The organism is Sphingobium sp. GW821-FHT02B05, from assembly GCF_059421905.1.
In genome coordinates this window covers 426,982-450,699 of sequence record NZ_JBWKVW010000001.1, presented here as the reverse complement: position 1 = coordinate 450,699, position 23,718 = coordinate 426,982, and the positions used below count along the sequence as shown (strand labels likewise).

The window sequence follows — 23,718 nt, the reverse complement described above, 5'->3', positions numbered from 1 at the left end:
ATTTCCGCGCGCAGCGCTTCGATCTCGCCCAGCATGTCGGCGCGCAGGGCCTCGACGTCGGGTGCGTCGATCGCGGCCAGAGATTCAGCGTCAGCTTGGGCTTCGGCCGAGGGTTCGACCTCGGTGAAATCTTCGACTTCCGTCACGTCTTTCTGAACAGGCTGGTCCTGTTCAGCAACAGCTGCGTCCTCAACCTCGTCCTGCGGCCCATTTTCGGCAACCGGTTCAGCCTCAAAGGCCACCGGACGTGGCGGAGCGAAGGCAGCAAAGCCCGGCCGGGCAAAGGGCGCAACGGTGCTGGGCGCAAAGTCGGGCGCATCGTCTTCCTGCGCTTCAGCCTCTACCGGATTGGCGATGTCGGCGACCGGTTCGACCTCCTCCTCCTGTGCCCAGGCGGCGTCCAATTCGATGGCATCTTGCTCGACGAGATCATCCTCAGCCGTTTCTTCGAAAACCGGCCGATAGGCGAACGGCGCGATGGCCGTATCGTCCGACGCCTCCTCGACCTCAACGGGTTCGTCTTCGCCCCGCTCTTCATCAACCGCGACAGGATCGGAAATCTCGACGTCCTCGACCGTATCGAGTGCCGACGGCACGACCGGTTCCGGCACTGTATCCACGTCCAGACCCATGTCGGCGACGACTGCGCCAACGACCTCCTCGTCGATCAGATGCAATTGCTCGATCGCACCCAGCAACAGCACCCGACTTGCAAGTGCATTGAGGCGGCGGGGCACGCCGCCGGTCGCGCTATAAAGTGCCGCGAAAGCGCCGGGCGTAAAGTCAGGGTTGCCGCTCCAGCCGGCAATGGCCAGCCGATGGAGAATATAGGGTTCGATCTCATTCGCCATCATCGGTTCCAGATGATGGGTCGCGATCACGCGCTGGCGCAACTGCTCCAGTTCGGGTGACTTTATGAGGTCGCGAAACTCCGGTTGGCCGAGCAGGAATATCTGCAGCAGCGACTGACCGCCCAGTTGGAAGTTGGACAGCATCCGCAATTCCTCGATCGCGGAAACCGGCAGGTTCTGCGCTTCGTCCACGATCAGCAGGGTGCGCCGTCCGGCGCGTGCCTGGGCGTAGAGATAGCTTTCGACCTGATGCAGGATCGCAGCCTTGGGCTGACCATCGACCGACAGGCCGAAATGCTGCGCAGCAAGGCGTAGCATGTCGTCACCTTCGACCTGCGTCGACACGATCTTGACGGCGGTCAGTCGTGCCGGATCGATCGTCTGCATCAAATGGCCGACCAGCGTGGTCTTGCCCGCGCCTATGTCGCCCGTGATGACGATGAAGCCTTCCCCCTGCGCCAGGCCATAGCCCAGATAGGACAGCGCCTTGCGATGGGTCGCGCTCTCGAAATAATAATGCGGGTCCGGCGTCAGCTGGAACGGGCGGCCCTGCAAGCCGTAATATTGATCGTACATATCCTCGTCTCCCAAGCCGACGTCAGAAGCTGTAGCGCAGGCCGACCTGCCCCATCGCACTGATGATCGTGTCGAAATCGTCCGCCTTTACCCCGTCCAGCCCCAGCGAGGCCGAAGCCGCCAAACGGCGCGACAAGTTCTTGTAATAGCTGGTGAACGCGCCGTAGTTCAGCACATCCAGGCGATCCCCGCTGGCGTCGAAATAGTTGATGTATGTCACCAGGTCGATGCTGTCGGAACTGCTGATGGCATAGTTGACCGACGCATTGCCGTACCAATTTTCGTCCCGCGACCCGCGGATCAGCACGGTCTGGCCATTAGGCGTAATGAACTTGCGTTGCGAATAGCCCCCGCCAAGGCCCCAGCCCCATGGCCCACGGCGCAGCGAATATTGTGCAGACACGCCACGATAGCGGAAGTTCGCGTCGGTGATGCCCGACAGCGCATCATTGAAGCATTGTCCGCCGCCTGTAGTCGAGAAGGCGCAGCCGGTGATATCGCCAGTGAAGGGATTGCGCGCCACGTCGAAGTTGCTGCCAGACAAGGCAGCTACGTCTGAATTGATCATGCGGCCGAAACTGTCGATCCCGTCGAAGACGATGATGGCGACGCTGCTGTCCCGGCCCTGCCACAGGAAGCTGCCCTGATAGGTCATGCCGCCATAGCGTTCGCCGACCCGCGCCTGCAAGGTCGTGCGGCGGCTCGGCCGCCACAATACGCCGGCGTCCCAGATGATATCGTCGAAATCATAGATCAGCGCGCGGGGCGAGCTTTTGTCCGTCACATAGCGCCCATTGCGAATGAGCGGCATACCGTCCGCATCCAGCTGCGGCGACCGCTGGCTGATCTCGATCTTTTCATACCCGACACCGCCGACCGCGGCGAGCGTGGGGGTAAGCGGCACGGTCGCATCGACCCGGCCCCACAGATCCTCGAAACGCTGGTCGAGCTGACTCGCTTCTTCGCGATCATAGCCCGCGCTGGCGGTCAGGCCGATGCCCGGCAACACTGTGTTGGGCGAAAAGCCGACCGACCCGAACAGGCTGTGCGTCCAGCTGTCGGCAAAGGAACCGTTGGGTTGCAAGCCGCCGAAATTCTGGTTCACGCTATCATCGACCCGCGTGTAGCCGAGGCGATAGGACCCGTTAACGTTGAAGTCGCCAAGCTGGGTCGTGTAGGACGGTCCCACATAAGCCGACCAGACCTGGCTGCTAAAGCTGTCGCGCTGCGTCGAAGCGCCTGACAGGCCATCGGTGCGTACGCGCGTGGCCAGGCCGCCGCTCATGAGCGAAAGGCCCGGCGCAAGGTTGACATTGGCATGGGCGATGCCGCTGATGACATCCTGATCCGACGTCTGGCTGCCCCAGCCGAAGCTGTGATTATATTGCAGATCGACCGCCGCCTCGACACGGCGGCTCTTCACTTCCGCCGTCACACCAGCGGTGACGTTGGTGTAGGTCAGCACATCGCCCTCGCCCTTGATCGGCCCGGTCACGACTTGATCCACGCCAAGATAGGGCGTCACATCAAGGCGCTTGCCATCGGACGACGACTGCGCATGGGCGGGCATTGTGGCGGCCAACGCGGCGAGCGATGCGCCAGCGGTCCAGAGCCGGACGGTCTTCACTGGGCTTCCCCCTTGGCATAATAGCTGCCGAAACGGCGACCGCCGCTGTTGAAGCGGACGGCATTGAGCAAAAGCTGAACCTGCGCCCCGCCCTTCAATAGACCCGCCGCGTCACGTAGTGCGCTTTCGGATGTCTTGTCGGCGCGCACGACCAGCAGCGCGATGGCGGCATGGCTGGCCAGCACGGCGGCGGGCGAGGCCGCCAGCAGCGGCGGGGAATCGAAGATGATGATCCGTTCAGGCCGGCCGTCGGTCAGTCGCTTCAGCAACTGCTCCGTCCGGGCCGAGGCGAGATATTCGGTGTCGTCATGGCTGCGTTGCCCGGCGGGCAGGACGGAAAGCGACGGGATATCGGTACGGATCACGACATCCTCGATCGCGACCAGCGGATCGGCGAGCGCGTCCATCAAGCCGCGCCCTGCTTCCAGCCCCAGTTGTGCAGGAATGCCAGGCTTGCCGAAATCGGCATCGACCAGCAGGATCTCACGGTCCTTTTCCGCTGCCAGGCTGAGCGCCAGATTGATCGCGCAAAAGGTCTTGCCCTCCCCGCTATGGGCCGAGCAGACAAGGATGCGATTACCGCGCGGATTGGTGCGCAGTTGCGACAGCAGATCGCGCTTGAGCAGGCGGAATTCCTCGCTCATCGTCGTCACGGCGCTGTCGGGCCGCAGGAAGCCGGCTTCGGCCAGCTTGATACGGTCGATCGCCTGCACCGGCCCTGTCCAGTCCAGCGCACGCGGCGTAAAGGAAGTTGGCGCGATCGGCGCATCAGCGGCAACGGCCACCGGAGCGGGTGCCGCAGGCGGCGGCGTGGTGGCTGGCTCGGGCGGCAAATCGGTCGTATCGACCGCCGGCGCGGCGCGACCGCGCAACGCAGCGTTGAAATCATAGATTTCCGTCGCCCGTTCGATCAGCGATCCCCGGCCCTTGATGGAGCTATGCTGGTTCATGTTCCCTGGCTCCTTCACGCCATACCGCGCTGAACGAATTCGACGACGATCAGCAGCAGGCACACCGCCGCCAATCCGCCGCTCGCGCCGGCAAACCATTTCATGCGCTGCCGGTCGATCGCGACCTGCGCTACGCTCACCGTCTGGCTGATCGACCCGACGACCGGCAGGCCGATCGCCTTCTCCAGCCGCGCGGCGGTCGGGAATGTGCCCTTGAGCTGACCGAGCGCGAAAGCCACGCCGATACCCGCAGCCACGCCCAGTATCAGTACGCCGAGCAGCAGCAGGGGCCGGTTCGGCGCCGACGGCGCAGTCGGTGTGCTGGGCGGCTGGATAACGCGAAACTGGACGGAACCCGTCTCGGTCTTGACGTCGCCGCGCAGGCGGATTTCCTCCCGATCGGCGGCCAGCTTGTCATATTGCGCTTTCAGCGCGGCATAGTCGCTTTCGATCTTTTCCTGTTCCGACGCCACGCCCGGTTCGTTCACCTGACGTGACATCATGGTGTTGAGGTCACCCTGCAACTGCGCCTTGCGCGTGCTGAGAGCCTGCACCGTTGCGGCCCGGTCTGCCTGCATAGACTTGATCGACAGATAGGCAGGGTTGGGCGTGCTGCCGGCAGCCGCAGCCGCACCGCCGCCCGCTTTACGAATGGCATCGACCTCCCGCTGGGCCGCGATGACGTCGGGATGGTTGGCGGTCCAGCCGCGCGCCTTCATCGACGCCAGATTGGCCTGCGCCTGCGCCAGCGGCGACGCGCCGCCTGATGCCGTCATGCCAGGCAGGGTGGCGGGGGTACCGGCCAACTGGCCGTTCATCGCGCTCAGCGCACTCTGCGCCTGGACAAGCTGCGAATCGATATTGCTAATTTCGGCGCGGGCCGCATCCATGCGCTGGCTGATCGAACCGGCACCGGGCAGCAGACCGATATAGCGCTGCGCGAATTCGACGCGGCGCTGATCGGCCGCTTCCAGCTGCTTGCCGCGCGCGGCGATCTGCTGGTCCAGGAAGGCCAGGCTCTGCTTGGTCTGGTTGCGATCGCCAGAGAGATTTTCCTCCTGGAAAATGTCGATCAGCTTCTGCACCACCTGTTGGGCAATGCGCGCATTGGCGCCGTCCGACAGGCCCGAATCGGCGGAGATCGCGCTGATGTCGATCATGCTGGGATCGGCCTGCGCCATCACCGTGATATTCTCGCGCAGCTTGGTGATCTTGGCGGCGATATCGCGCGGACCGGACACCGACTGAGACAGGTCCGTGTCGCGCACGACCTTTTCCAGATTCTCGGCGCTCGCCAATGTGCTGCGTACCCGGTCCAGATCCTGCTGGGACTGGACCTGGGTGATGCCGACCTTGTCCTCCAGCAGCGACTGGGTGTTCACATAGACCCGCGCCTTGGACTGATAGCTGTTGGGGATAAGCGCCACGCCCAACCAGCCAAGCATGCACACGCCCCAGGCGACGGCAAGCGCGACCCAGCGGCGGCTCCATATGCCGTGGAGCAGGACCAACAGTTCGTCGTAAAGACCGGCCATGATCAGAACATGCTTTCGGGGATGATGATGACGTCACCGGGCGACAGCAGCACGTTGGCGCGCGTATCGCCCTTCTTCAGCAGGTCGCCCAGGCGCACCTGATATTCCTTCTGCTTGCCGGTCGCTTTGTCGAAGCGGACAAGGCGCGCGCGGTTGCCCGCCGCATATTCGGACAGGCCACCGACCGCGATCATCGCGTCCAGCACGGTCATGTTCGCGCGATAGGGAATGGACGCCGGCTTTTCCGTCGCGCCCACGATCCTGATCTGCTGGCTGAACGTGCCGCTGAAATTGTTGACGATCACCGACACCAGCGGATTTTCGATATATTGGGTCAACGCCAGCTTGATGTCGTCGGCCAGCATCTTGGGCGTCTTGCCCACGGCCGGCATGTCGGTGATCAGCGGCGTGGTAATGCGGCCATCGGGGCGCACCTGCACCTTGGCGCCCAGTTCCGGGTTGCGCCATACGAATATGGTCAGGTCGTCGAGCGGACCGATGACATATTCCTCGCCCGGCCCCTCCTGCGTCGACACGAAGGAGGCAGGCGGCAGTTGCGGCCCGGACGGCGCGGAGGCGCAGCCCGACAAGGCGACGGCGGGCAATGACACGCCGATCAAAAGCCTGGAAACCGACACAAAACGCATAATCTCATCCCTTCGTGCGGCCATGCGCCAGCGACCGCCAACGAAGGACAGGCGACCGATCGGCATATGGCTCCGACCACCTTCATGGCGTGAAAGGGTAAAAATACCGTTAGGAGTTAAGTCCTGTGCAAATCAGCCAAGTAAAAGCTCACGAGGACTTGGGTGACCAAGAAAAGCGGCAGGACTTGCAGAAGCGCCATAGGCACCGGCAAGAAAGATGGCGATCAGATCGCCCTCCTTCACCGGCGGCAGCGCCACCTTGTCGCCCAGCCGGTCTATCGGGGTGCAGAGACACCCGACCACCGTCACCGGGTCGGCGGCAGGTTGCGCACCAAACCGATTGGCAACTGCGATCGGATAGTTGCGCCGCACGACCGTGCCGAAATTGCCGCTGGCCGCCAGTTGATGATGCAGGCCGCCATCGACCACCACGAAAGTTTCGCCCTGGCTGACCTTCACGTCGATCACGCGGGTGAGATAGACGCCGGCCTCCCCCACCAGCCAGCGGCCCAGTTCGATCGCGAAGGCGCTGCCCTGCAATATGTCCGGCAGGCTGTCCAATTCGCTGTCCAGCGCCACACCGATCGGACGGATGTCCAACCGGTTATCGCCGGGGAAATAGGCAATGCCAAAGCCGCCGCCCAGATTGACCAGCGGCGGCGTGGCGCCCACCGTATCGGACAGGCGGGCCGCCAGAGCGATGGTCGCCGCCTGCGTTTCGATGATCGCCAGCGGATCGAGATTCTGGCTGCCGGCAAAAATATGCCACCCCTGCCAGTCCGCGTCCGCATCGATCATGGCCCGCGCCAGCGCCGCCGCCCGATCCGCATCGATGCCGAAGGGCTTGGCCCCGCCGCCCATGCGCATGCCCGACCCTTTTAGGTCGAAGTCCGGATTGACCCGCACGGCAAGACGCGGCCGCTTGCCGATCCGGTCGGCGACGGCCAGCGCCCGGCGTCCTTCCCCTTCCGATTCCAGATTGATCGTCGCACCGGCGAAGATCGCGGCTTCCAGTTCGTCGTCGCGCTTGCCCGGCCCGGCAAAGCTGATCCGATTCGGCGCCATTCCGGCCGCCAGCGCCATGGCCAGTTCGCCACCCGACGCGACGTCGAAGCCGTCGACCTGACTTCCCATGCGCGCCAGCAAGGGCGCATAAGGATTCGCCTTGATCGCATAATGAAGATGCAGCGCAGCGGGCATCGCCTCACGGAAACGGCGCACCTGCGCCTGCACGATATCCATGTCATAAACGAAGAGCGGCGTGTCGCCCGCTTCGTCCACCAGGCTGGCCGCGCCGCAGCCGCCGATGACCAACATGCCTTCCTCTTGGGCGAACCAGCCTGGGATCGGCCCCATCGGCTTCATGCGCCATGCTCCTGCGCCAGCGCGACCCGGTCGATCTTGCCATTGGGGTTGCGGGGAAAATCAGAAAGCACGACGATATCCTTGGGCTGCATGAAGTTGGGCAGTTCGCTTTTCAGATGGGTGGCGACGGCCTGAGCGATATCCGGTTCGGCCGACCGCAATAGCAGACGCACCGCTTGCCCCAGCCGATCGTCCTTCACCCCCAGCGCCACCGCTTCTGCGACGTCGGGCACGGCAACCGCCGCTTCCTCTATCTCGGTCGGGCTGATCCGGTTGCCAGCGGACTTGATCATCGCATCGTCGCGGCCGACGAAATAGAGCAGCCCCTGCTCGTCGCGCCGCACCGTGTCGCCCGACCAGACCGCCATGCCGCCATAGCGCGAGGCAGCCGGGGCCGGCCTGAACCGTTCGGCGGTGCGCGCAGCATCATGCCAATAGCCCTGCGCGACCAGCGGTCCGCAATGCACCAGTTCGCCCGGCTCCTCATCATCGGTAAGGCTACCGTCGGGGCGGACCACCAATATCTCTGCGAAGGGAATGGCCCTGCCCATCGAGTCGGGATGGCTGTCGACCAATGCAGGCGGCAGATAGGTCGACCGAAAAGCCTCCGTCAGGCCGTACATGGGATAGAGGTCCGCTTGCGGGAACAGCGTGCGGAGCTTCGCCACCAGCGACCGGGTGAGCGCACCGCCGCTATTGGTCAGCCGCCGCAGCTTCCCCGCCACCGCGTCCGGCCATTCCAGTTCCGTCAATTGCACCCAGAGCGGCGGCACACCGGCCAGCGTCGTGATATCGCGCCGGTCGATCAGCTTCAGCACATCACGCGGCGTCAGATAGTCTAGCGGATAGACACAGCCGCCAGCATACCAGGTCGAAAGCAGCTGATTTTGCCCATAGTCGAAGCTGAACGGCAGGACGCAGGCGGTGCGGTCCTGCGGCGTCAGCCCCAGATAATCAGCCACCGCCACCGCGCCCAGCCAAAGATTGGCGTGACTGAGCATCACGCCCTTGGGCCGGCCAGTCGAACCGCTCGTATAGAGGATCGCCGCCAGATCATCCGGCGCCGCGTCCGATGGGCCGATAGCCGTGCCGCCGCTCATCGCACAGGCGGCGTCATCTTCGCGATGCAGTTGGCAACCGGCGGGCACGTCGCCCTGTAACAGGCTGTCGAGTCGCGCGGCCGTGCCGATCAGCAGCATCGCCCCGCTATCCGCCAATATATGCGCAACCTGCGCATGTTTGAGCAGCGGATTGATCGGCACATGGACCAGCCCCGCACGCGGCGCGGCCAGCGGCATAAGCGCAGCCACCGGCCCCTTGGCGATCCAGCTGGCGACTCGCGTGCCCTGCTCCAGCCCGAACCCGGCCAGCCATCCCGCCAGCCGACCCAGCGTTTCTTCCAGTTCCGCATAATCATAGCTGCCCGACCGACCGTCCAGCGCCACGCATGCCGGATCGCCGCGCAGCAGCACATGGTCGATCGGCTGCACCTGCGCCCCGTCGATCGTCGGGAAATCGTTAGTCACAGATGCTTAACTCCATGGCGATGTTTTTATCCTATAGGGAACCAGTGACTGGGGGCGGAGATAGTCGGTTGCGGGGCGTAAGGGAATATCACAGCCTGGATGAGGTGCAGCGGCGGCTGGCCGGCCGGCTGGATCGCGCCCATGTGCCCGGCCTGTTCGACCGGCTGGACTGGTATGCCATGCTGCATGCCCATTGCATGGCCGATACGCCGCTTCGCATCCTGACCGCGGTGGAAGACGGCAGGGAAGCCTGGCTGTTTACGACGGCACCTTCCCCCCGCCATGTCAGCGCGCTTGCCAACTGGTATAGTTTCAGCTGGGCGCCTGTTTTTATCGGCAATCCTGACACGGCGATGCAGCTGCGCCTGCTGGAAAGCCTCGCCCGGCATTTGCTGAAGACCTGCGCCGTAATCGACCTGTATCCGTTGGAGGATAGCGCGCCGATGATGCAGGCGCTGCGCCGCGCCGGATGGTTCGCGGTGCGCCGGGCGATGGGCGGGCGCCATCTGTTGCCGGTGGAGGGCCGCAGCTTTGCCGACTACTGGGCGTCGCGGCCGGGCAAATTGCGCAGTCTGGTCAAGCGCAAGGGGCGCGGCAGCCCGTTCACCCTGTCGATCGCCCGCCGGCTGACCGACGATCTGTGGCGCGACTATGTCGATGTGCATGACCGCAGCTGGAAGGAGGCGGAGCCGGGGCTGGATTTTCTTCGCGACCTGGCAGAGCGGGAGAGCGCGGCGGGGACGTTGCGGCTGGGCTTTGCCCAATATGAGGGGCGCGCGGTGGCGACGCAATTGTGGACGGTGGAGCATGGCGTCGCACTGATCCACAAGCTCAGCCACGATGCCGCCCATAACCGCGCCTCCCCCGGCACCTTGCTGAGCCACGCCATGTTCGAGCGGGCGATCGACGGGGACCGGGTGCGTCTGATCGACTATGGCACCGGCGACAATGGCTACAAGACCGACTGGATGGAACAGCGCATCCCCCTCCATCGCATCGACGCCTTCAACCCGCGCTTCGCATCCGCCTGGCTGCCCGCCGCCCGCACCGCCATTTCGGCGCTTGTAGGTTAGGCAGCGAGCCACTAGTTAGACCGCCATTATGCAGGCGCAAAATTCTCAGCCGAACGACCGGACCGTCAACGTGGACAGGCTGATGCGGGCTTTGCTCCGCGACGTGCTCGGCCTGTCGCAGGACAGGGTCGATGCGTTCGACGCGGACACGCCGCTGTTCGGCGCCTTGCCCGAACTGGATTCCATGGCGGTCGCGGGCCTGCTGACCGAGATGGAGGATCGTTTCGACATCCTGATCGAGGACGAGGATATCGACGGCGACACGTTCGAAACCTTCGGATCGCTGGTCGCCTTCGCCCAGGCCAAGGTCGGCTGAACCAGCCGACCCGCCCGGTGGTAGCAGTTCAGGCCTCCACCAACTCCTCGAAATCCTGTTCCGCCAGGAATTTTTCGACGTCGAGTGCAGCCATGCAGCCCATGCCCGCCGCCGTCACCGCCTGACGATAAATCTTGTCGGTGACGTCGCCCGCCGCGAAGACGCCGGGGATGGCGGTGCGGGTCGTGCCCTTTTCCACCACGATATAGCCTTCGTCGAGCGGCAGCTTGCCGTCGAACAATTCGGTCGCGGGGTGATGGCCGATCGCGACGAAGCCGCCATCGGTCGTCACATGCGATTTTTCGCCGGTCACCGTGTCGATGAGGTCCACGCCGACCAGACCTTCGGGCGTGCCGCCGCCGACGAACTTGTCCACCGCCTTGTTCCACAGCACCTTGATGTTCGGGTGGGCGTGGAGGCGCGCTTGCAGGATCTTTTCGGCGCGCAGGCTGTCGCGGCGGTGGATCAGCGTCACGTCATGGCTGTGGTTGGTGAGATACAGCGCTTCCTCGACCGCGGTGTTGCCGCCGCCGATCACCACCACCTTCTTGCCGCGATAGAAGAAGCCGTCGCAGGTGGCGCAGGCCGATACGCCCTTGCCCTGCAAATGCTCCTCGCCCTCGACGCCCAGCCATTTGGCCTGCGCGCCGGTGCAGATGACCAAGGTGTCGGCGACATAGAGCGTGCCGCTGTCGCCCTTCAGGCGGAACGGGCGTTCGGACAGGTCGATGTCGACGATCTGGTCGTACATCATCTGCGCGCCGACATGCTCGGCCTGGGCCTGCATCTGCTCCATCAGCCAAGGGCCCTGGATCACGTCCCTGAAACCGGGATAATTTTCGACGTCGGTGGTGATGGTCAACTGCCCGCCGGGCTGCATCCCCTGCACCACGATCGGCGCCAGACCCGCGCGCGCACCATAGATGGCGGCGGACAGGCCGGCCGGGCCGGAACCGAGGATGAGCATGCGGGTCGAATGGGTGGCGGTCATGTCAGGCTTTCAGCTGTGATTCGTGTCGGCCAGAGAGATAGGCACCCCCACGCCGCGCGCCAAGCGAAGGATTTGCATGGGTGCGGCGAAGGGCGGCTTTTGGCGTCGCGCGCGGCGGCGGGCGAAGTTCACAGTGTAACGCCCGAAATGCGCCGGAAGCGCCCGCAAGGCTCTCGCAAAGCGTTCGCGAAGCTTCCCCATGGCGCTCGCGAAGCGTCACTTCCTATTGGGCGCGGCGGGCGGGATCGGGGCGCGGAGATGCGGGGATTGGCGCGGTCGGGGATGAGGAGAGGCTGATCCATGCCGAGGGTAGATCAGAGGAAATCCTATTTTGGAAGGATATTGGAATGGGTGGGATTGGGCGGGAGGGGAATGTGCCATTCGGCCAAATTGCGGGAACAGACGCTCGCTCAAGGATGCGGCCGGATTAGCCAGCACCCGTTTATTCTTTACCGCGTCGAAATTTCAGCGTTCTATGCTTATGCAAGCGAAGGATGTAGTGCGACCGGCATGGCAACGACTGTCGAGATCAGTATAGCGGGCCGCGCCGAAGCGGATGCGCCGCTCTTGGGAGACCTGATCGAACAGATTCAGGATTTCTTCGCCATGCTAAACGGCGTCGCTGAGACGATTGCAGGCGATACGACGGAGCGTTTTGATTGGAAGGTCGTCGGCCTCAGTAAGAATAGCCCCGCGCGTATCATCGTTGAGGCAGTCGCATTGCCCGGCCATGCTGACGGGCCCGATCTGGCGGCGAAAGCTCGTGACGTCACCGTTGGCGGTCTCCGACAAATCATCTCGCAGGGCGAGCGACCTCTTTATTGGAATGATAACGTCATCGAGTCGGCCGATCGCTTTCTGCGGCGGATTTCAGGAAGCCTTGCGGCAACTAGCGTCGGCTCGCTTGACCCCAATAGCCCTGAGTTGACGGTGGGCACGGCAGCAGCGGTGCAGGCGCTTAAAAACGTCGAACTAGTCAGGGAGGCCGAGCCGGTTCACCCTTACCGCGAACTTGGCAGCTTCGAGGGCTATATTCAGAATGTGGGCACTGACGGCTGGGGCCGGCCCTTTATCATCGTCAAAAGCCGCCTAACTGGCGGAGACGTTAAGTGCTTCCTTTCCGGCGAGGCGCTACGCGCTCTAGAGGGCGAGCCTGTCGCGCAGGTTGTGTGGCGGAACCGGCGCGTGACCGCGATCGGTGTGCTTAAATATAGATCCGTCGGCCGCCTGAGCCAAGCCGAAGTGTCCCGGCTTGACTTCGCCGATCCGGAGGAGCTGCTTCCCCAGCTCAAGGACATTATTGATCCCGACTTTACGCATGGGCTCTCGTCCCATGATCACTTAGAGAGGGTACGGAATGGCGAAGCCTAGACGCGTCGCATGGGATGCGTGCACGTGGATCGCCACGATTATCCAAGAGAAGGCACTGCTCAAAGGAGGAGGCGTCGAGGATCGCGCGATTCCCTGCAATCATGTGATCGAACTGGCTACGCGCAAGCAGGTCGAAATTGCCACGTCTGGACTGTCGCTCGCGGAAGTCTGCAAGGACGATCAGGTGAAACGCGAAGATGGCGACGTGCTTGCTGACTTTTTCCGGAACGAGTACATCCTGATTGTGCCAGTCGACCGATATGTCGGAACATTGGCGCGCGAACTGATGCAAGCCGGACACCCTGGGCTTCGACCTCCTGACGCCGTTCATCTGGCGACAGCGGTGATCGCGGACGCCTCTGAATTTCATACCTTCGATTCCGCGCTGCTCAAGCTTGACGACAAGATTGTGAAGCCGGCGGGTGGGACCCTGAGAATCAGAAAGCCGCCGCCACCGCCGCCAAGTCTCTTAGGCGGAATGTGATGGTCCGCCGGGTCAAAAAATTGTCTCAGAACCGGTTAAATTCGAATGCCCGCTTTCAGGTTCTTTGGAATCGCTTCCGAACGGTAACCGATGGCGCAAACCCGCCCTCATGCCTCGCCCCGCTCAATCCAGCACGTTAGGCAGATCCTCGAACCCCTTGCGCAGGGCCGCGCTCCAGCCTTGGGAGATCATCAGAAATTCCTCATTGTCCGCCTCTATCCGGGTGCGGACGCGGAAGTCGTAGGTGTCGGTGGGGATCACCGTCAGGTCGAGCGGCATGCCGACCGAGAGGTTGGAGCGTAGCGTGGAATCCATGGATACCAGCACCGCCTTGGTCGCGTCCTCCAGGCTGGTTTCGCGTTGGATGATCCGGTCCAGGATGGGCTTGCCATATTTATGCTCGCCAATCTGGAAGAAGGGCGTGTCTTCCGTAGCCTCGATGAAATTGCCGGCGGAATAGATGAGGTAGAGGCGCGGCTTGCCGCCCTTGCGCTGGCCCGCGATCATGATCGACGCGCTGGCGCCCGAACCGCCCATTTCGATGTTGGAGCGATAGCGGTGCTGCATCTTCTGCATGGCATCGCCCACGATCTGCGCCACGCGATACATGGTGTCGCAATTGAGGATGGTTTCGACTTCGGGGTCGAACTGCGCTTCCTTGATCGCCTTGCTCAGCGTGGCCTTCACCCCCTGGGTGATGGACAGGTTGCCCGAACACATCAGCGTGATCGCGCGCTCACCGGGCACATGATAGGTGAAGCTTTTCCGGAAACGCGCAATATTGTCCATGCCCGCATTGGTGCGGGTGTCGGACAGCATGACCAGTCCCTGGTCCACGCGCACGGCCACACAATAAGTCACGACCCCCCGGCCTCCTGTCATCCTGCCGTCGCGATCGGCGAACGCCGGATGGGGCATCCGGCTTGCGATCGGTCTGGGTTAAGCCTCAGAGTCGGGCGGGGTAGCCTGCTGCTGCTGCTTCTGCAACTGCCGCTGTTCGACTCCGTCCTCGGCCTGCGCGATACGGACGTCGGCGTCAATCCATATGTCGCCTGCCACCGTGACCGAGCCACGGATCGGCGCGGCCTCATCCGCGTCCAGGCCGCTGGCGACGCGCAGATAGCGTTCGGTGACGCAGACGCGGTTGGACGGGTCGAAGCCGATCCAGCCAAGCTGGGGCAGGAAGGCTTCGGCCCAGCCATGGGTTTCGTGGAGCGCATCGCCCTCCCCCGCCAGCAGATAGCCCGAGACATAGCGGGCCGGGATGCCGATCGTGCGGGCGGCGGCGATGAAGACCTGCGCATGGTCCTGACACACGCCTGCGCCCAGCGCGAAGGCTTGCGCGGCGGTCGTGTTCGACGTGGTGACGCCGGCGCGATACTGGACCGCGTCGCTGACGGCGGCGGACAGGGCGTGGAGCGTGGCGAGCGGGCCGTCCTGCGCCGGCAGGTCGCGGGCCATGGCGGCGATGCCGGCGGACGCGCGGGTCAGGGCCGTGTCGCGCAGGAAGTAGCGGGTATCGACCCGGCTATCGAGATGGCCGACCACGCCATGGCTTTCGCGCGTGTCCACCACCCCTTCGGCCACGATGGTCGCATGATCGAGCCGGTCGTGGCGGATCCAGATCGCCTCCCGCTCGCCATAGCTGTTGGGGCGAAAGCCGGTGATCGGATCGCCGTTCACGCTGACCTGCCATTCCAGCACGCTCTGCGCGGGCGTATCGACCGGCATCAGTTTGAGGCGCATCGCGACCCGGCCGGCGCTGGCCGCGTAGCGATAGACGGTCTGGTGGCGAACGATCAATTTCATGGCCGCGCCCTCCCCCTCCCGCGATCAGCCGAAATGATAGGCCTGGGCGATTTCCGCGCCCAGACGGTTGGTCATGGACAGGCCGTGCTGCACCGTTTCATGCAGGCCGAAGCGGAAGATTTCGCCGCTGTCGAGCTTCTCCAGCGCGGTCACCATTTCCTGCACCGTGTCGTGGCAGGCGGCGCGCGCATCATGCCAGCCCGCCAGGCGATTGAGCCGATAGGCCAGCTGGTCGTAGCAATAGGCGATGGAGCGCGGAAACAGGCGGTTCAAGATCAGGAAGTCGGTGATCTGCCAGGGCGTATAGGTGCCGCCATAGACATGATGATAGGCGCGGCTGCCCGACAGCGCGTGGAGCACCGACGTCCATTGATAATGGTCGCGATTGCCGCCGATCACTTCGGTTTCGGGCAGCAGTACATAATATTTGACGTCGAGCAGGCGCAGCGTCATCTGCGCCCGCTCCAGCGCGGAACCGGTGCGCAGGAAGTCGTGACCTTCGTTACGCAACTGGCCCGAATGGGCGGCGCCGCGGAAGGTCATGACGCGGGTTTTCACCCAGTCGATCAGCGTGGGAAGCTGCTGGCGCGCTTCGCCGACATCATAGCTGTCCAGCTTGCGCCAGCCTTCGTTCAGCGCTTCCCACATGTCCTGGGTGAGCATGGTGCGCGCCGACTTGGCGTTGGCGCGGGCCTTGAGCAAGCAGGAGCGGATCGACGAGGGATTGTCCGGGTCCAGCATCAGGAAGGAGACGACGTCGCTTTCCGTCACTTGCTGGCCTTCGGGGAATTGATGGCCGGAACCGGTGGCGCGCACGACGGAGCGCCATTCGTCGCGATGATGCGCGCCGGGCAGGATCGCCATACGCTGTCCCATGGTGAGCAGTCGCGCGGTCGCCTCCGCCCGCTCCATATAGCGGGCCATCCAGAAGAGATTTTCGGCGGTCCGGCTCAACATGGGCTAATCTCACATTCCGTTCGGGCTGAGCGAAGTCGAAGCCCCTGTCTGAGCGGAGGCGAAGACACCTCGCTACGTTCGGCGGTGCCCTTCGACAGGCTAAGGGCGAACGGCTTTTGTTTATGACGCGCCATCCCCATCAATCCTGCAACACCCAGGTATCCTTCACCCCGCCGCCCTGGCTGGAGTTGACGACCAGCGACCCTTCGGTCAGCGCGACGCGGGTGAGACCGCCCGGGACGAGGCGAATCTGCTTGCCGACCAGGCAATAGGGGCGGAAATCGGCGTGGCGGCCGACCACCGCCGCCGGGCCGAGCGTCGGCACGGTGGACAGGTCCAATGTGGGCTGGGCAATGAATTCGCCCGGATTGGCCCTGATCCGCGCGGCATAGGCCTCCACCTCGTCCCTGGTGGACTTGGGGCCGATCAACATGCCGTAGCCGCCCGAACCATGGACTTCCTTGGCGACCAGCTCGTGCAGATTGTCCAGCACATATTGCAGCTCGTCGGGCTTGCCGCATTGCCAGGTCTGGATATTGTCCAGGATCGGCTTTTCGCCCAGATAGAAGCGGATCATTTCCGGCACGTAGATATAGACCGCCTTGTCATCGGCGATGCCCGATCCGGGCGCCGAGGCCAGCGTCACGCCGCCATTGCGATAGACGTTGAAGATGCCCGGCACGCCCAGCAGGCTGTCCGGGCGGAACACCAGCGGATCGATATATTCGTCGTCGATGCGGCGATAGATGACGTCCACCGCCTTGGGCCCCAGCGTCGTCTTCATCCAGACGCGATCGTCATCGACGAACAGGTCCGCCGGCTCGACCAGTTCCACGCCCATCAGATCGGCAAGGAAGCTATGCTCATAATAAGCGCTGTTGAGCGATCCCGGCGTCAGCACGACCACGACCGGATCGCCCTTGCACGCGGGCGGCGCGACTTCCTTAAGGCTTTTGAGCAATTCGGCGGGATAATCGTCCACCGGCGCCACGATCCCCTGCGCGAACAGTTCGGGGAACATGCGCGTCATGATCTCCCGATTTTCGAGCATGTAGGACACGCCGGACGGGGTGCGGCAATTATCCTCCAGCACTTCGAAACTGCCCGGCCCGGTGCGCACGATGTCTATGCCAACGATATGGCTGTACACCTTGCCCGGCGGGGTGAAATCGGCCATTTCGGCCAGATAGGCGCTGTTGCGATAGATGATGTCGGCGGGCATGATGCCGGCCTTCACGATTTCGCCGCGATGATAGACGTCGTGCAGGAAGGCGTTGAGGGCCCGCGCGCGCTGCCGGATGCCCTTGTCCAGGATGCGCCATTCGTTTGCGGTGAAGATGCGCGGCAGCAGGTCGAACGGGATCAGCCGTTCGGGATCGCCGCCCTCGCCATAGACGGCGAAGGTGATGCCGATGCGGCGGAAGATCGCCTCCGCTTCATCCATGCGGCGATTGAGTCCGGCTATGCCCGTCCGCTCCACCCATTTCTGCACCTCGTCATAGCAAGGGCGTATCGAGCCATCAGGCTCAAACATTTCATGGAAGGGCAAGTGGACGATCCTCCCTCGGCCAGCGGCCGGTTGTGCATTGCAATATGTGTGCGCCGGCCCGTGACGATTGCAAGGCAAAAATGGCGAGCGCGGAAAAGGTTTCGCGGCCATTCATGATATATGGCGGAAATGCGCCGTCATTTCGTTTTGACGCGCCGTTTTTCGGGAAGATGATCGAGGATGAACCACTTGCGCCGGACCTTCGGCTCCTGGACGATCGCCGCGTCGCTGGCCCTGACCGGTTGCGCGGGCGCGATCCGGGAGCAGATCTACAAGCCCAGCCAAGCGCCGATCGACATTGCGCGATGGACCCGGGTCCGCCCCCAGACATGGATGGTGAAGACTGCCGACGGACTGGCCTTGGCCGGCTATTACTGGCCAGGAGACCCGATGGACCGGGACGTCATCCTCTTCTTCCACGGACGTGGATCGAACCAGGGCGTCGCGGCCCGCTATGCCGAACATCTGACCGGCCGGGGTGATCATGTCATCGTGGTGTCCTATCGCGGGTTCGGCGGCAATCCGGGCAACCCGACCCAGGCCGGGCTGGTGGACGACGGCCGCCGCTTCATCGCGCAGGCGCGCGACATGATCGGATCGAACGCGCGCATATTCCTGGTCGGCCATTCGCTGGGCGGCGCGGTGGCGCTGCATGTCGCGGCGACGGTCCCGGTCGCGGGCGTCATTACCCTCTCCACCTTCGACAAGCTGGCCGACTCCGCGCCGGGCGGCATGGGGGCGCTTCTGCCCGACAAATGGAATAATCTGGACGCCGCGACCAGGATCCGGGCGCCGCTGGTGATGATCCACGGCACCGCCGACGATCGGGTCGACATGGATCAGGCCGGCGCCCTGTTCGCCGCAGCCGGCCATCCGACCGACTGGCTGATCGCGCCGGGTGCAGGCCATAATCCCGACATGGCGACGCTCGGCCCGCTGGTCAGCGAGGCGGTGGAAGCGATGGACGATGATGCGATGGACGCCTATCCCACCGCGCTGCCGGCCGGCTGGGCAGCGCGACGAAAATGAGCGCGCAACTTTTCTCAAAAAGCGCTGTTGACCACCCCGCATCCCCTGCGTATAGCGCCGCCTCACCGCAGGGCTTGCCGCCCGGCGAGGCCCTTTGGGGCGGAGTAGCTCAGCTGGTTAGAGCAGCGGAATCATAATCCGCGTGTCGGGGGTTCAAGTCCCTCCTCCGCTACCATTTATTACCCCGACAAAGCACATCCTTCTTGCCTCCCCTGGCAAAGCGCGCCAATCAGCCTGCCAAACAGGGCAGAAGAGGATATTGGCGGCATGAGCTATTATGACGTTCTGATCGTGGGTGCGGGCCATGCGGGGGCGCAGGCGGGAATTGCGCTGCGTCAGGCTGGCTTTGACGGCACGGTCGCCATGATCGGCGACGAGCAATATCCGCCCTATGAACGTCCGCCTTTGTCCAAGGAATATTTTGCGGGCGACAAGAGCTTCGACCGTATCCTGATCCGCCCGGCCAGCTTCTGGGAGGAACGCAAGATCGACATGCTGCTGGGCAAGCGCGTCAGGAGCGTCGATCCCGAAGGCAAGTTCGTGACCATAGGCGACCAGGAGATCGGCTATGGCAAGCTGATCTGGTGTACCGGCGGCAGCCCGCGCATGCTGACCTGCAACGGCGCAGACGCCCATAATGTCCATGCCGTCCGCCGCCGCGACGATGTCGACGCGATGATGGCCAAGATCGACACCATCAACCATGTGACCATCATCGGCGGCGGCTATATCGGGCTGGAGGCGGCCGCCGTGCTGTCGAAGTTCGGCAAGACGGTCGTGCTGCTGGAGGCGCTGGACCGGGTGCTGGCGCGCGTGGCGGGCGAGGACCTCTCACGCTTCTACGAGGCCGAGCATCGCGCCCATGGCGTGGACCTGCGCACCGGCGCGCGGATGGACTGTATCGAGGTGACGGACGGTCCAACCGGCAATCGGGCGACCGCCGTGCTGATGCAGGATGGCGAGCGGATCGAAACCGACATGGTGATCGTGGGCATCGGCATCATCCCCGAAACCGGTCCGCTGATCGCGGCGGGTGCGGCCGGTGGCAATGGCGTGGATGTGGACGAATATTGCCGCACCAGCCTGCCCGACATCTATGCCGTGGGCGATTGCGCGGCGCATGCCAACCGCTTTGCCGGTGGCGCGCAGATGCGGCTGGAATCGGTGCAGAATGCCAATGATCAGGCGAAGGTCGCCGTCGCGCACATCCTGGGCAAGACAGACGCCTATGACGCCGTGCCCTGGTTCTGGTCCAACCAATATGATTTGAAGCTCCAGACCGTGGGCCTGTCGACCGGTTTCGACCAGACGGTGACGCGCGGCGACCCGGCCACGCGCAGCTTTTCGATCGTGTACCTGAAAGGTGGCAAGGTGATCGCGCTCGACTGCGTCAACATGGTCAAGGATTATGTGCAGGGTCGCGCCCATGTGATTGCCGGCGCAGCGCTGGACGTGGCGCAACTGGGCGACGCAAGCGTACCGCTGAAGGAAGTGGGCTTGGCGTAAAAACCAGCCCGTTCGTTTCGAGCGTGTCGGGACATGGGAAGCGTTGCGCCATCCGTTTCTCGACCGCGCTCGAAACGAACGGCTGTCGCATTACCCCCTGAACATGGCCTTCATCGCCGGCTCCCACGGCCCACCGCGATAGTGCCAGGCGGCAAGGCCCGCGATCTTCAACGGACGGGGGTGGAAATCGCGGCCTAGCGCCGCCGCCAGCGCCTTCGCCTCGGCCGGCATCACCTTGTTCTGGACGGTGATGTGCAGGCGCGGGCGGGCCTGATCCTGCGGCGTCAGCAGGCCTGCAAAGGCGTCCGCCAACCCATCCCGCATCGCCATCAGCGCCGGGCTGTCCACCCGGAACGCCACGCCCCGGCCCAACAACATGACTTCCGTCAGCCGCGCGGACGGCGGCGGCCCGGCGCACAATTGCTTCAGCCGCGCGGATATCTCGTCCAGCGCAGAGGGCGGCAGATGGTGGAACAGCGTCAGATGCGCGGACAGGACGTTGCGATCGGGCGGGAAATGCGCGCGGCGCAGGCCGTCCGCCCAGGCGAAATCGGCCGCACCCAGCAGAGCCGTGACGATGATCGGCGCGCTCATCGGACGGGCTTCCGTCGGTGGCCAAGCCGGCGTAGGATGCGATCATGACGGCTTCGTACCATCGGAGCGTCGCTTCGGGAGGGAGTCATCATGTCGGCACCGCGTTCCTTCATCGTGATCGCTATCGCATTCCTGCTCTGGAACCTGATGGGGATCGCCTCCTTCGTCATGCAATATCTGATGGACCTCAAGCAATTGGCCAGGACGGACCCCGGCGGCGAGAAGATTTTCGCGGCGATGCCGGCATGGCTATGGCTGGACTATGGCATCGCGGTGCTGGCCGGGTTTGGCGGGGCGCTTTTCCTGCTGCTGCGCAAACAGGCGGCGGTCCAGCTCTTCCTGTTGTCGCTGATCGCAGTGGTGGTGCAGTTCGGCTATGTCTTTGCCGCCACGGATATCATCGCGATCAAGGGCGTGGCGGTGGCGACCGCCTTCCCGATCCTGATCTTCGTCATCGCGATCGTGCAGTGGCGCTACGCGGTGGCGCAGCGGGCGAGGGGGATCGTCAACTGAATATCGTCATTGCGAGCGTGAAGGATTTTTCAAAGCTCACCGCGCGCGCGGCGGATTTCGAACCATTTGCGCACATTTTCATTATGCTGCTGATAGGTGTCGGCGAAGATATGGCCACCCTTGCCATCGGCCACGAAATAGAGCGCCTTGGTCTGGGCCGGATGCAGCACCGCCAGGATGGACAAGCGCCCCGGATTGGCGATCGGCCCCTTGGGCAGTCCGACCATCGCATACGTGTTATAGTCGTTCACCGCCGCGATTTCCGACTTGCGGATGCGACGACCGAGCGGCTTGCCCTTGGTGATCGGGTAGATGATCGTCGGGTCCGCCTGCAACATCATGTTGGTGCGCAGGCGGTTGGCATAGACGCCCGCGACCATCGGCCGTTCCGCCGGAACACCGGTTTCCTTTTCGACGATGCTGGCCAGGATAACGGCTTCGCGCGGGGTCTTGACCACCAGCCCCTGCCCCCGCTCGGCCCATAATCGGGCCAGCAGCTTGTCCATCGCCGCCTGCATGCGTTTCAGCACGACGGCGCGCGGCTCGCCCTTGTCGAAGGCATAGCTGTCGGGCAGCACGCTGCCTTCGTCCGGCACCTTGATGTCGCCGGTCAGCTGGTCGTTGGCCATCAGCCGCTCATAGACCAGGATGGACGGCATGCCTTCGGGAATGGTGATGAGGCGGGTGAGCGTCTTGCCGCCCTGAAGGATCGACAGGATGTCGCTATTGCTGGCGCCGGCGGGGATAGTGAATTCGCCCGCCTTGATCGCCTTGCCCGCGCCGAAGACCTTGGCCCGCGTGAGGAAAGCGTCGGCCGAGCGCACCGCGCCCGCCTGCTTCAGCAGCACCGCCGCATCGGACAGGGTCGATCCTTCCGGCACGACGACGCTGATGTCCTGTGTCGCCGGCCCCTTCTCGCTCCAGCCATAGACGAAGCGGAAACCGATGAAGGCCGCGACGAGGAGGCCGATCAGAAGGACGATGCAGCCAAGCCGCCGCATCGGATTGCCGGATCGTCTTGCCATGGATTAATATGGTCCCTGGCGAAATTGGCGGGAGGCACATGACTCCCGACAAGGGCTTAGTTCTGGCGCCGCTGCTGGACCCCGGCCTTCGCCGGGGAACAACGAAACGGGCCGTCCCATCATTATCAGATCGCCTTCATGATAAGCGAGGCGTTGGTCCCGCCGAAGCCGAACGAATTGTTGAGCACCGCGCGCACCTTGCGTTCCTTGGCGATGTGCGGGACCAGGTCCACGCCCTTGCAGCTTTCGCTCGGTTCATCGAGGTTGAGCGTCGGCGGCACGATCTGGTCGCGCATGGCGAGGATGCAGAAGATGCTTTCTACCGCGCCCGCGCCGCCCAGAAGATGGCCGATGGCCGACTTGGTGGACGACATCGACATGGTGCTGAGGTTGTCGCCGAACAGCCGCTTGACCGCGCCCAGTTCCAGCTCGTCGCCCAGCGGCGTCGATGTGCCGTGCGCGTTTACATAGTCGATGTCCTCAAGGCTGAGACCCGATTTCTTGAGCGCCATCTGCATCGAGCGGAAACCGCCGCTGCCTTCCGGATGCGGGGCAGTGACATGATAGGCGTCGCCCGACAGGCCGTAACCGATGACTTCGGCATAGATTTTCGCGCCACGCTTCTTGGCATGCTCATATTCTTCGAGCACCACCACGCCCGCACCTTCGCCCATGACGAAGCCGTCACGGTTGACGTCATAGGGGCGGCTCGCCTTTTCCGGCGTGTCGTTGAAATTGGTGCTGAGCGCGCGCGCCTGCGCAAAGCCGGCGATGCCGATCGGGCAGATCGCGCTTTCCGCACCGCCCGCCAGCATCACGTCGGCATCGTCCATCGCGATCATGCGCGCGGCGTCGCCGATCGAATGGGCACCGGTCGAACAGGCGGTGACGACCGCATGGTTCGGCCCCATCAGGCCATATTTGATCGACACCTGGCCGGAGATCAGGTTGATCAGGCGGCCATGGACGAAGTGCGGCGACACGCGGCTCGGCCCCTTGGTGGCCAGCACCAGCGATTCGCTTTCGATGCCCGGCAGGCCGCCGATGCCCGAACCGATCGAGCAACCCGCGCGAAGCCGTTCTTCTTCCGACATATTGTCCAGGCCCGCGTCGCGCAGCGCTTCGCTGGCGGCGGAAATGCCATAGACGATGAAGGGATCGACCTGACGCTGGATCTTGTGGTCGACGTCCAGGCTGGCGTCATAGCCATATTCATGACCCGCCGGCTTTACTTCGCAGGCGATGCGGCATTTATATTCGCTGGCGTCGAAGCGGGCGATCGTGGCCGCGCCCGATTTGGAAGCAATGATATTCTTCCAGCTGGTTTCGACATTCCCGCCCAGCGGGCTGACCATGCCAAGGCCGGTTACGACGACGCGACGCATATGCTTGCTCCGAAATATTCTCTTTGGCTCAACGCCGTT

21 protein-coding genes, 1 tRNA gene and 1 pseudogene are annotated in these 23,718 nt (G+C 63.7%); 8 read left to right on the top strand and 15 right to left on the bottom strand.

From position 1 onward, the window contains the following. Positions 1 to 587: 587 nt before the first annotated feature. The 7 genes and pseudogenes from AC07UX_RS02365 to AC07UX_RS02335 all read right to left on the bottom strand — a co-directional run. Positions 588 to 1,427 (bottom strand): annotated as a pseudogene (locus AC07UX_RS02365) (XrtA/PEP-CTERM system-associated ATPase); the annotation flags it as partial. Positions 1,428 to 1,449: 22 nt separating this feature from the next. Then, a complete protein-coding gene (locus AC07UX_RS02360; protein ID WP_495191761.1) occupies positions 1,450 to 2,997 on the bottom strand; it encodes a hypothetical protein in 1,548 nt (515 codons plus the stop codon). Between the two features lie 53 nt (positions 2,998 to 3,050). Beyond that, complete coding sequence (locus AC07UX_RS02355; protein ID WP_495190413.1) at positions 3,051 to 4,004, bottom strand: AAA family ATPase; 954 nt, start codon at positions 4,002 to 4,004, stop codon at positions 3,051 to 3,053. 14 nt (positions 4,005 to 4,018) lie between these two features. Then, on the bottom strand, positions 4,019 to 5,539 hold the full coding sequence (locus tag AC07UX_RS02350; RefSeq protein ID WP_495190412.1) for an XrtA system polysaccharide chain length determinant: 1,521 nt from the start codon (positions 5,537 to 5,539) through the stop codon (positions 4,019 to 4,021). Positions 5,540 to 5,541: 2 nt separating this feature from the next. Beyond that, a complete protein-coding gene (locus AC07UX_RS02345; protein WP_495190411.1) occupies positions 5,542 to 6,186 on the bottom strand; it encodes an XrtA/PEP-CTERM system exopolysaccharide export protein in 645 nt (214 codons plus the stop codon). 132 nt (positions 6,187 to 6,318) lie between these two features. Beyond that, positions 6,319 to 7,551 carry a pyridoxal-dependent decarboxylase, exosortase A system-associated gene (locus AC07UX_RS02340; protein ID WP_495190410.1) on the bottom strand — a complete coding sequence of 411 codons (1,233 nt, stop codon included), beginning with the start codon at positions 7,549 to 7,551 and terminating at the stop codon, positions 6,319 to 6,321. Further along, the gene (locus AC07UX_RS02335; protein WP_495190409.1) at positions 7,548 to 9,077 is read right to left on the bottom strand and encodes an acyl-CoA ligase (AMP-forming), exosortase A system-associated; all 1,530 of its coding nucleotides are present in this window, start codon (positions 9,075 to 9,077) and stop codon (positions 7,548 to 7,550) included. The genes AC07UX_RS02340 and AC07UX_RS02335 overlap by 4 nt, the downstream gene beginning before the upstream one ends. Before the next feature lie 44 nt (positions 9,078 to 9,121). Here AC07UX_RS02335 and AC07UX_RS02330 point away from each other — a divergent pair, with 44 nt between their 5' ends. Together AC07UX_RS02330 and AC07UX_RS02325 are read left to right on the top strand one after the other, a co-directional pair. Further along, positions 9,122 to 10,150, top strand: coding sequence for a GNAT family N-acetyltransferase (locus AC07UX_RS02330; protein ID WP_495190408.1), 1,029 nt, complete (start codon positions 9,122 to 9,124; stop codon positions 10,148 to 10,150). Positions 10,151 to 10,178: 28 nt separating this feature from the next. Then, positions 10,179 to 10,466: an acyl carrier protein gene (locus AC07UX_RS02325; protein WP_495190407.1), complete on the top strand. Its 288-nt coding sequence runs from the start codon at positions 10,179 to 10,181 to the stop codon at positions 10,464 to 10,466. 28 nt (positions 10,467 to 10,494) lie between these two features. Here the strand turns inward: AC07UX_RS02325 and trxB are convergent, their stop codons facing one another. After that, a complete protein-coding gene (gene trxB / locus AC07UX_RS02320; RefSeq protein ID WP_495190406.1) occupies positions 10,495 to 11,457 on the bottom strand; it encodes a thioredoxin-disulfide reductase in 963 nt (320 codons plus the stop codon). Between the two features lie 300 nt (positions 11,458 to 11,757). Between trxB and AC07UX_RS02315 the strand changes: the two genes are divergently transcribed. Next, positions 11,758 to 12,828: a hypothetical protein gene (locus AC07UX_RS02315; protein ID WP_495190405.1), complete on the top strand. Its 1,071-nt coding sequence runs from the start codon at positions 11,758 to 11,760 to the stop codon at positions 12,826 to 12,828. After that, entirely contained in the window at positions 12,815 to 13,312 is a 498-nt protein-coding gene (locus AC07UX_RS02310) for a type II toxin-antitoxin system VapC family toxin (RefSeq protein ID WP_495190404.1), read from the top strand. Before AC07UX_RS02315 ends, AC07UX_RS02310 begins: the two co-directional genes overlap by 14 nt. Positions 13,313 to 13,435: 123 nt before the next feature. Here AC07UX_RS02310 and AC07UX_RS02305 read toward each other — a convergent pair whose 3' ends face one another. From AC07UX_RS02305 to AC07UX_RS02290, 4 genes are all read right to left on the bottom strand, one after another. Then, positions 13,436 to 14,173, bottom strand: coding sequence for a proteasome-type protease (locus AC07UX_RS02305; protein ID WP_495190403.1), 738 nt, complete (start codon positions 14,171 to 14,173; stop codon positions 13,436 to 13,438). Between the two features lie 78 nt (positions 14,174 to 14,251). Then, entirely contained in the window at positions 14,252 to 15,121 is an 870-nt protein-coding gene (locus AC07UX_RS02300; protein WP_495190402.1) for a transglutaminase family protein, read from the bottom strand. A 24-nt stretch (positions 15,122 to 15,145) separates the two neighbouring features. Continuing rightward, positions 15,146 to 16,078, bottom strand: coding sequence for an alpha-E domain-containing protein (locus tag AC07UX_RS02295; RefSeq protein WP_495190401.1), 933 nt, complete (start codon positions 16,076 to 16,078; stop codon positions 15,146 to 15,148). A 139-nt stretch (positions 16,079 to 16,217) separates the two neighbouring features. Next, a complete protein-coding gene (locus tag AC07UX_RS02290) occupies positions 16,218 to 17,627 on the bottom strand; it encodes a circularly permuted type 2 ATP-grasp protein (protein WP_495190400.1) in 1,410 nt (469 codons plus the stop codon). A gap of 180 nt (positions 17,628 to 17,807) precedes the next feature. Between AC07UX_RS02290 and AC07UX_RS02285 the strand changes: the two genes are divergently transcribed. The 3 genes from AC07UX_RS02285 (at position 17,808) to AC07UX_RS02275 (ending at position 20,162) form a co-directional block, all read left to right on the top strand. Continuing rightward, a complete protein-coding gene (locus tag AC07UX_RS02285; protein WP_495190399.1) occupies positions 17,808 to 18,656 on the top strand; it encodes an alpha/beta hydrolase in 849 nt (282 codons plus the stop codon). 98 nt (positions 18,657 to 18,754) lie between these two features. Continuing rightward, a tRNA-Met gene (locus tag AC07UX_RS02280) sits at positions 18,755 to 18,831 on the top strand. 92 nt (positions 18,832 to 18,923) lie between these two features. Further along, complete coding sequence (locus AC07UX_RS02275; protein ID WP_495190398.1) at positions 18,924 to 20,162, top strand: NAD(P)/FAD-dependent oxidoreductase; 1,239 nt, start codon at positions 18,924 to 18,926, stop codon at positions 20,160 to 20,162. 90 nt (positions 20,163 to 20,252) lie between these two features. Here the strand turns inward: AC07UX_RS02275 and AC07UX_RS02270 are convergent, their stop codons facing one another. Beyond that, complete coding sequence (locus tag AC07UX_RS02270; RefSeq protein WP_495190397.1) at positions 20,253 to 20,756, bottom strand: 2'-5' RNA ligase family protein; 504 nt, start codon at positions 20,754 to 20,756, stop codon at positions 20,253 to 20,255. Between the two features lie 90 nt (positions 20,757 to 20,846). Here AC07UX_RS02270 and AC07UX_RS02265 point away from each other — a divergent pair, with 90 nt between their 5' ends. Beyond that, a complete protein-coding gene (locus AC07UX_RS02265) occupies positions 20,847 to 21,269 on the top strand; it encodes a sugar transporter (RefSeq protein ID WP_495190396.1) in 423 nt (140 codons plus the stop codon). A gap of 29 nt (positions 21,270 to 21,298) precedes the next feature. On the opposite strand, the gene mltG is transcribed toward AC07UX_RS02265, so the two are convergent. Beyond that, positions 21,299 to 22,270 (bottom strand): endolytic transglycosylase MltG, encoded by a 972-nt coding sequence (gene mltG, locus AC07UX_RS02260; protein ID WP_495191760.1) that lies wholly within the window; start codon positions 22,268 to 22,270, stop codon positions 21,299 to 21,301. 149 nt (positions 22,271 to 22,419) lie between these two features. Continuing rightward, positions 22,420 to 23,679, bottom strand: a complete 1,260-nt coding sequence (gene fabF, locus AC07UX_RS02255) for a beta-ketoacyl-ACP synthase II (RefSeq protein ID WP_495190395.1) — start codon at positions 23,677 to 23,679, stop codon at positions 22,420 to 22,422. Positions 23,680 to 23,718: the final 39 nt, after the last annotated feature.

Excerpts from the sequence above, each read along its gene's own strand:
- AC07UX_RS02310 (WP_495190404.1), top strand. The coding sequence starts at position 12,815 with ATGGCGAAGCCTAGACGCGTCGCATGGGATGCGTGCACGTGGATCGCC.
- AC07UX_RS02265 (WP_495190396.1), top strand. The coding sequence starts at position 20,847 with ATGTCGGCACCGCGTTCCTTCATCGTGATCGCTATCGCATTCCTGCTC.
- mltG (WP_495191760.1), bottom strand. The coding sequence starts at position 22,270 with ATGCGGCGGCTTGGCTGCATCGTCCTTCTGATCGGCCTCCTCGTCGCG.
- AC07UX_RS02295 (WP_495190401.1), bottom strand. The coding sequence starts at position 16,078 with ATGTTGAGCCGGACCGCCGAAAATCTCTTCTGGATGGCCCGCTATATG.
- AC07UX_RS02345 (WP_495190411.1), bottom strand. The coding sequence starts at position 6,186 with ATGCGTTTTGTGTCGGTTTCCAGGCTTTTGATCGGCGTGTCATTGCCC.
- AC07UX_RS02325 (WP_495190407.1), top strand. The coding sequence starts at position 10,179 with ATGCAGGCGCAAAATTCTCAGCCGAACGACCGGACCGTCAACGTGGAC.
- AC07UX_RS02360 (WP_495191761.1), bottom strand. The coding sequence starts at position 2,997 with ATGCCCGCCCATGCGCAGTCGTCGTCCGATGGCAAGCGCCTTGATGTG.
- AC07UX_RS02275 (WP_495190398.1), top strand. The coding sequence starts at position 18,924 with ATGAGCTATTATGACGTTCTGATCGTGGGTGCGGGCCATGCGGGGGCG.
- fabF (WP_495190395.1), bottom strand. The coding sequence starts at position 23,679 with ATGCGTCGCGTCGTCGTAACCGGCCTTGGCATGGTCAGCCCGCTGGGC.
- trxB (WP_495190406.1), bottom strand. The coding sequence starts at position 11,457 with ATGACCGCCACCCATTCGACCCGCATGCTCATCCTCGGTTCCGGCCCG.
- AC07UX_RS02355 (WP_495190413.1), bottom strand. The coding sequence starts at position 4,004 with ATGAACCAGCATAGCTCCATCAAGGGCCGGGGATCGCTGATCGAACGG.
- AC07UX_RS02285 (WP_495190399.1), top strand. The coding sequence starts at position 17,808 with ATGAACCACTTGCGCCGGACCTTCGGCTCCTGGACGATCGCCGCGTCG.
- AC07UX_RS02340 (WP_495190410.1), bottom strand. The coding sequence starts at position 7,551 with ATGAAGCCGATGGGGCCGATCCCAGGCTGGTTCGCCCAAGAGGAAGGC.
- AC07UX_RS02300 (WP_495190402.1), bottom strand. The coding sequence starts at position 15,121 with ATGAAATTGATCGTTCGCCACCAGACCGTCTATCGCTACGCGGCCAGC.
- AC07UX_RS02315 (WP_495190405.1), top strand. The coding sequence starts at position 11,758 with ATGCCGAGGGTAGATCAGAGGAAATCCTATTTTGGAAGGATATTGGAA.
- AC07UX_RS02350 (WP_495190412.1), bottom strand. The coding sequence starts at position 5,539 with ATGGCCGGTCTTTACGACGAACTGTTGGTCCTGCTCCACGGCATATGG.
- AC07UX_RS02270 (WP_495190397.1), bottom strand. The coding sequence starts at position 20,756 with ATGAGCGCGCCGATCATCGTCACGGCTCTGCTGGGTGCGGCCGATTTC.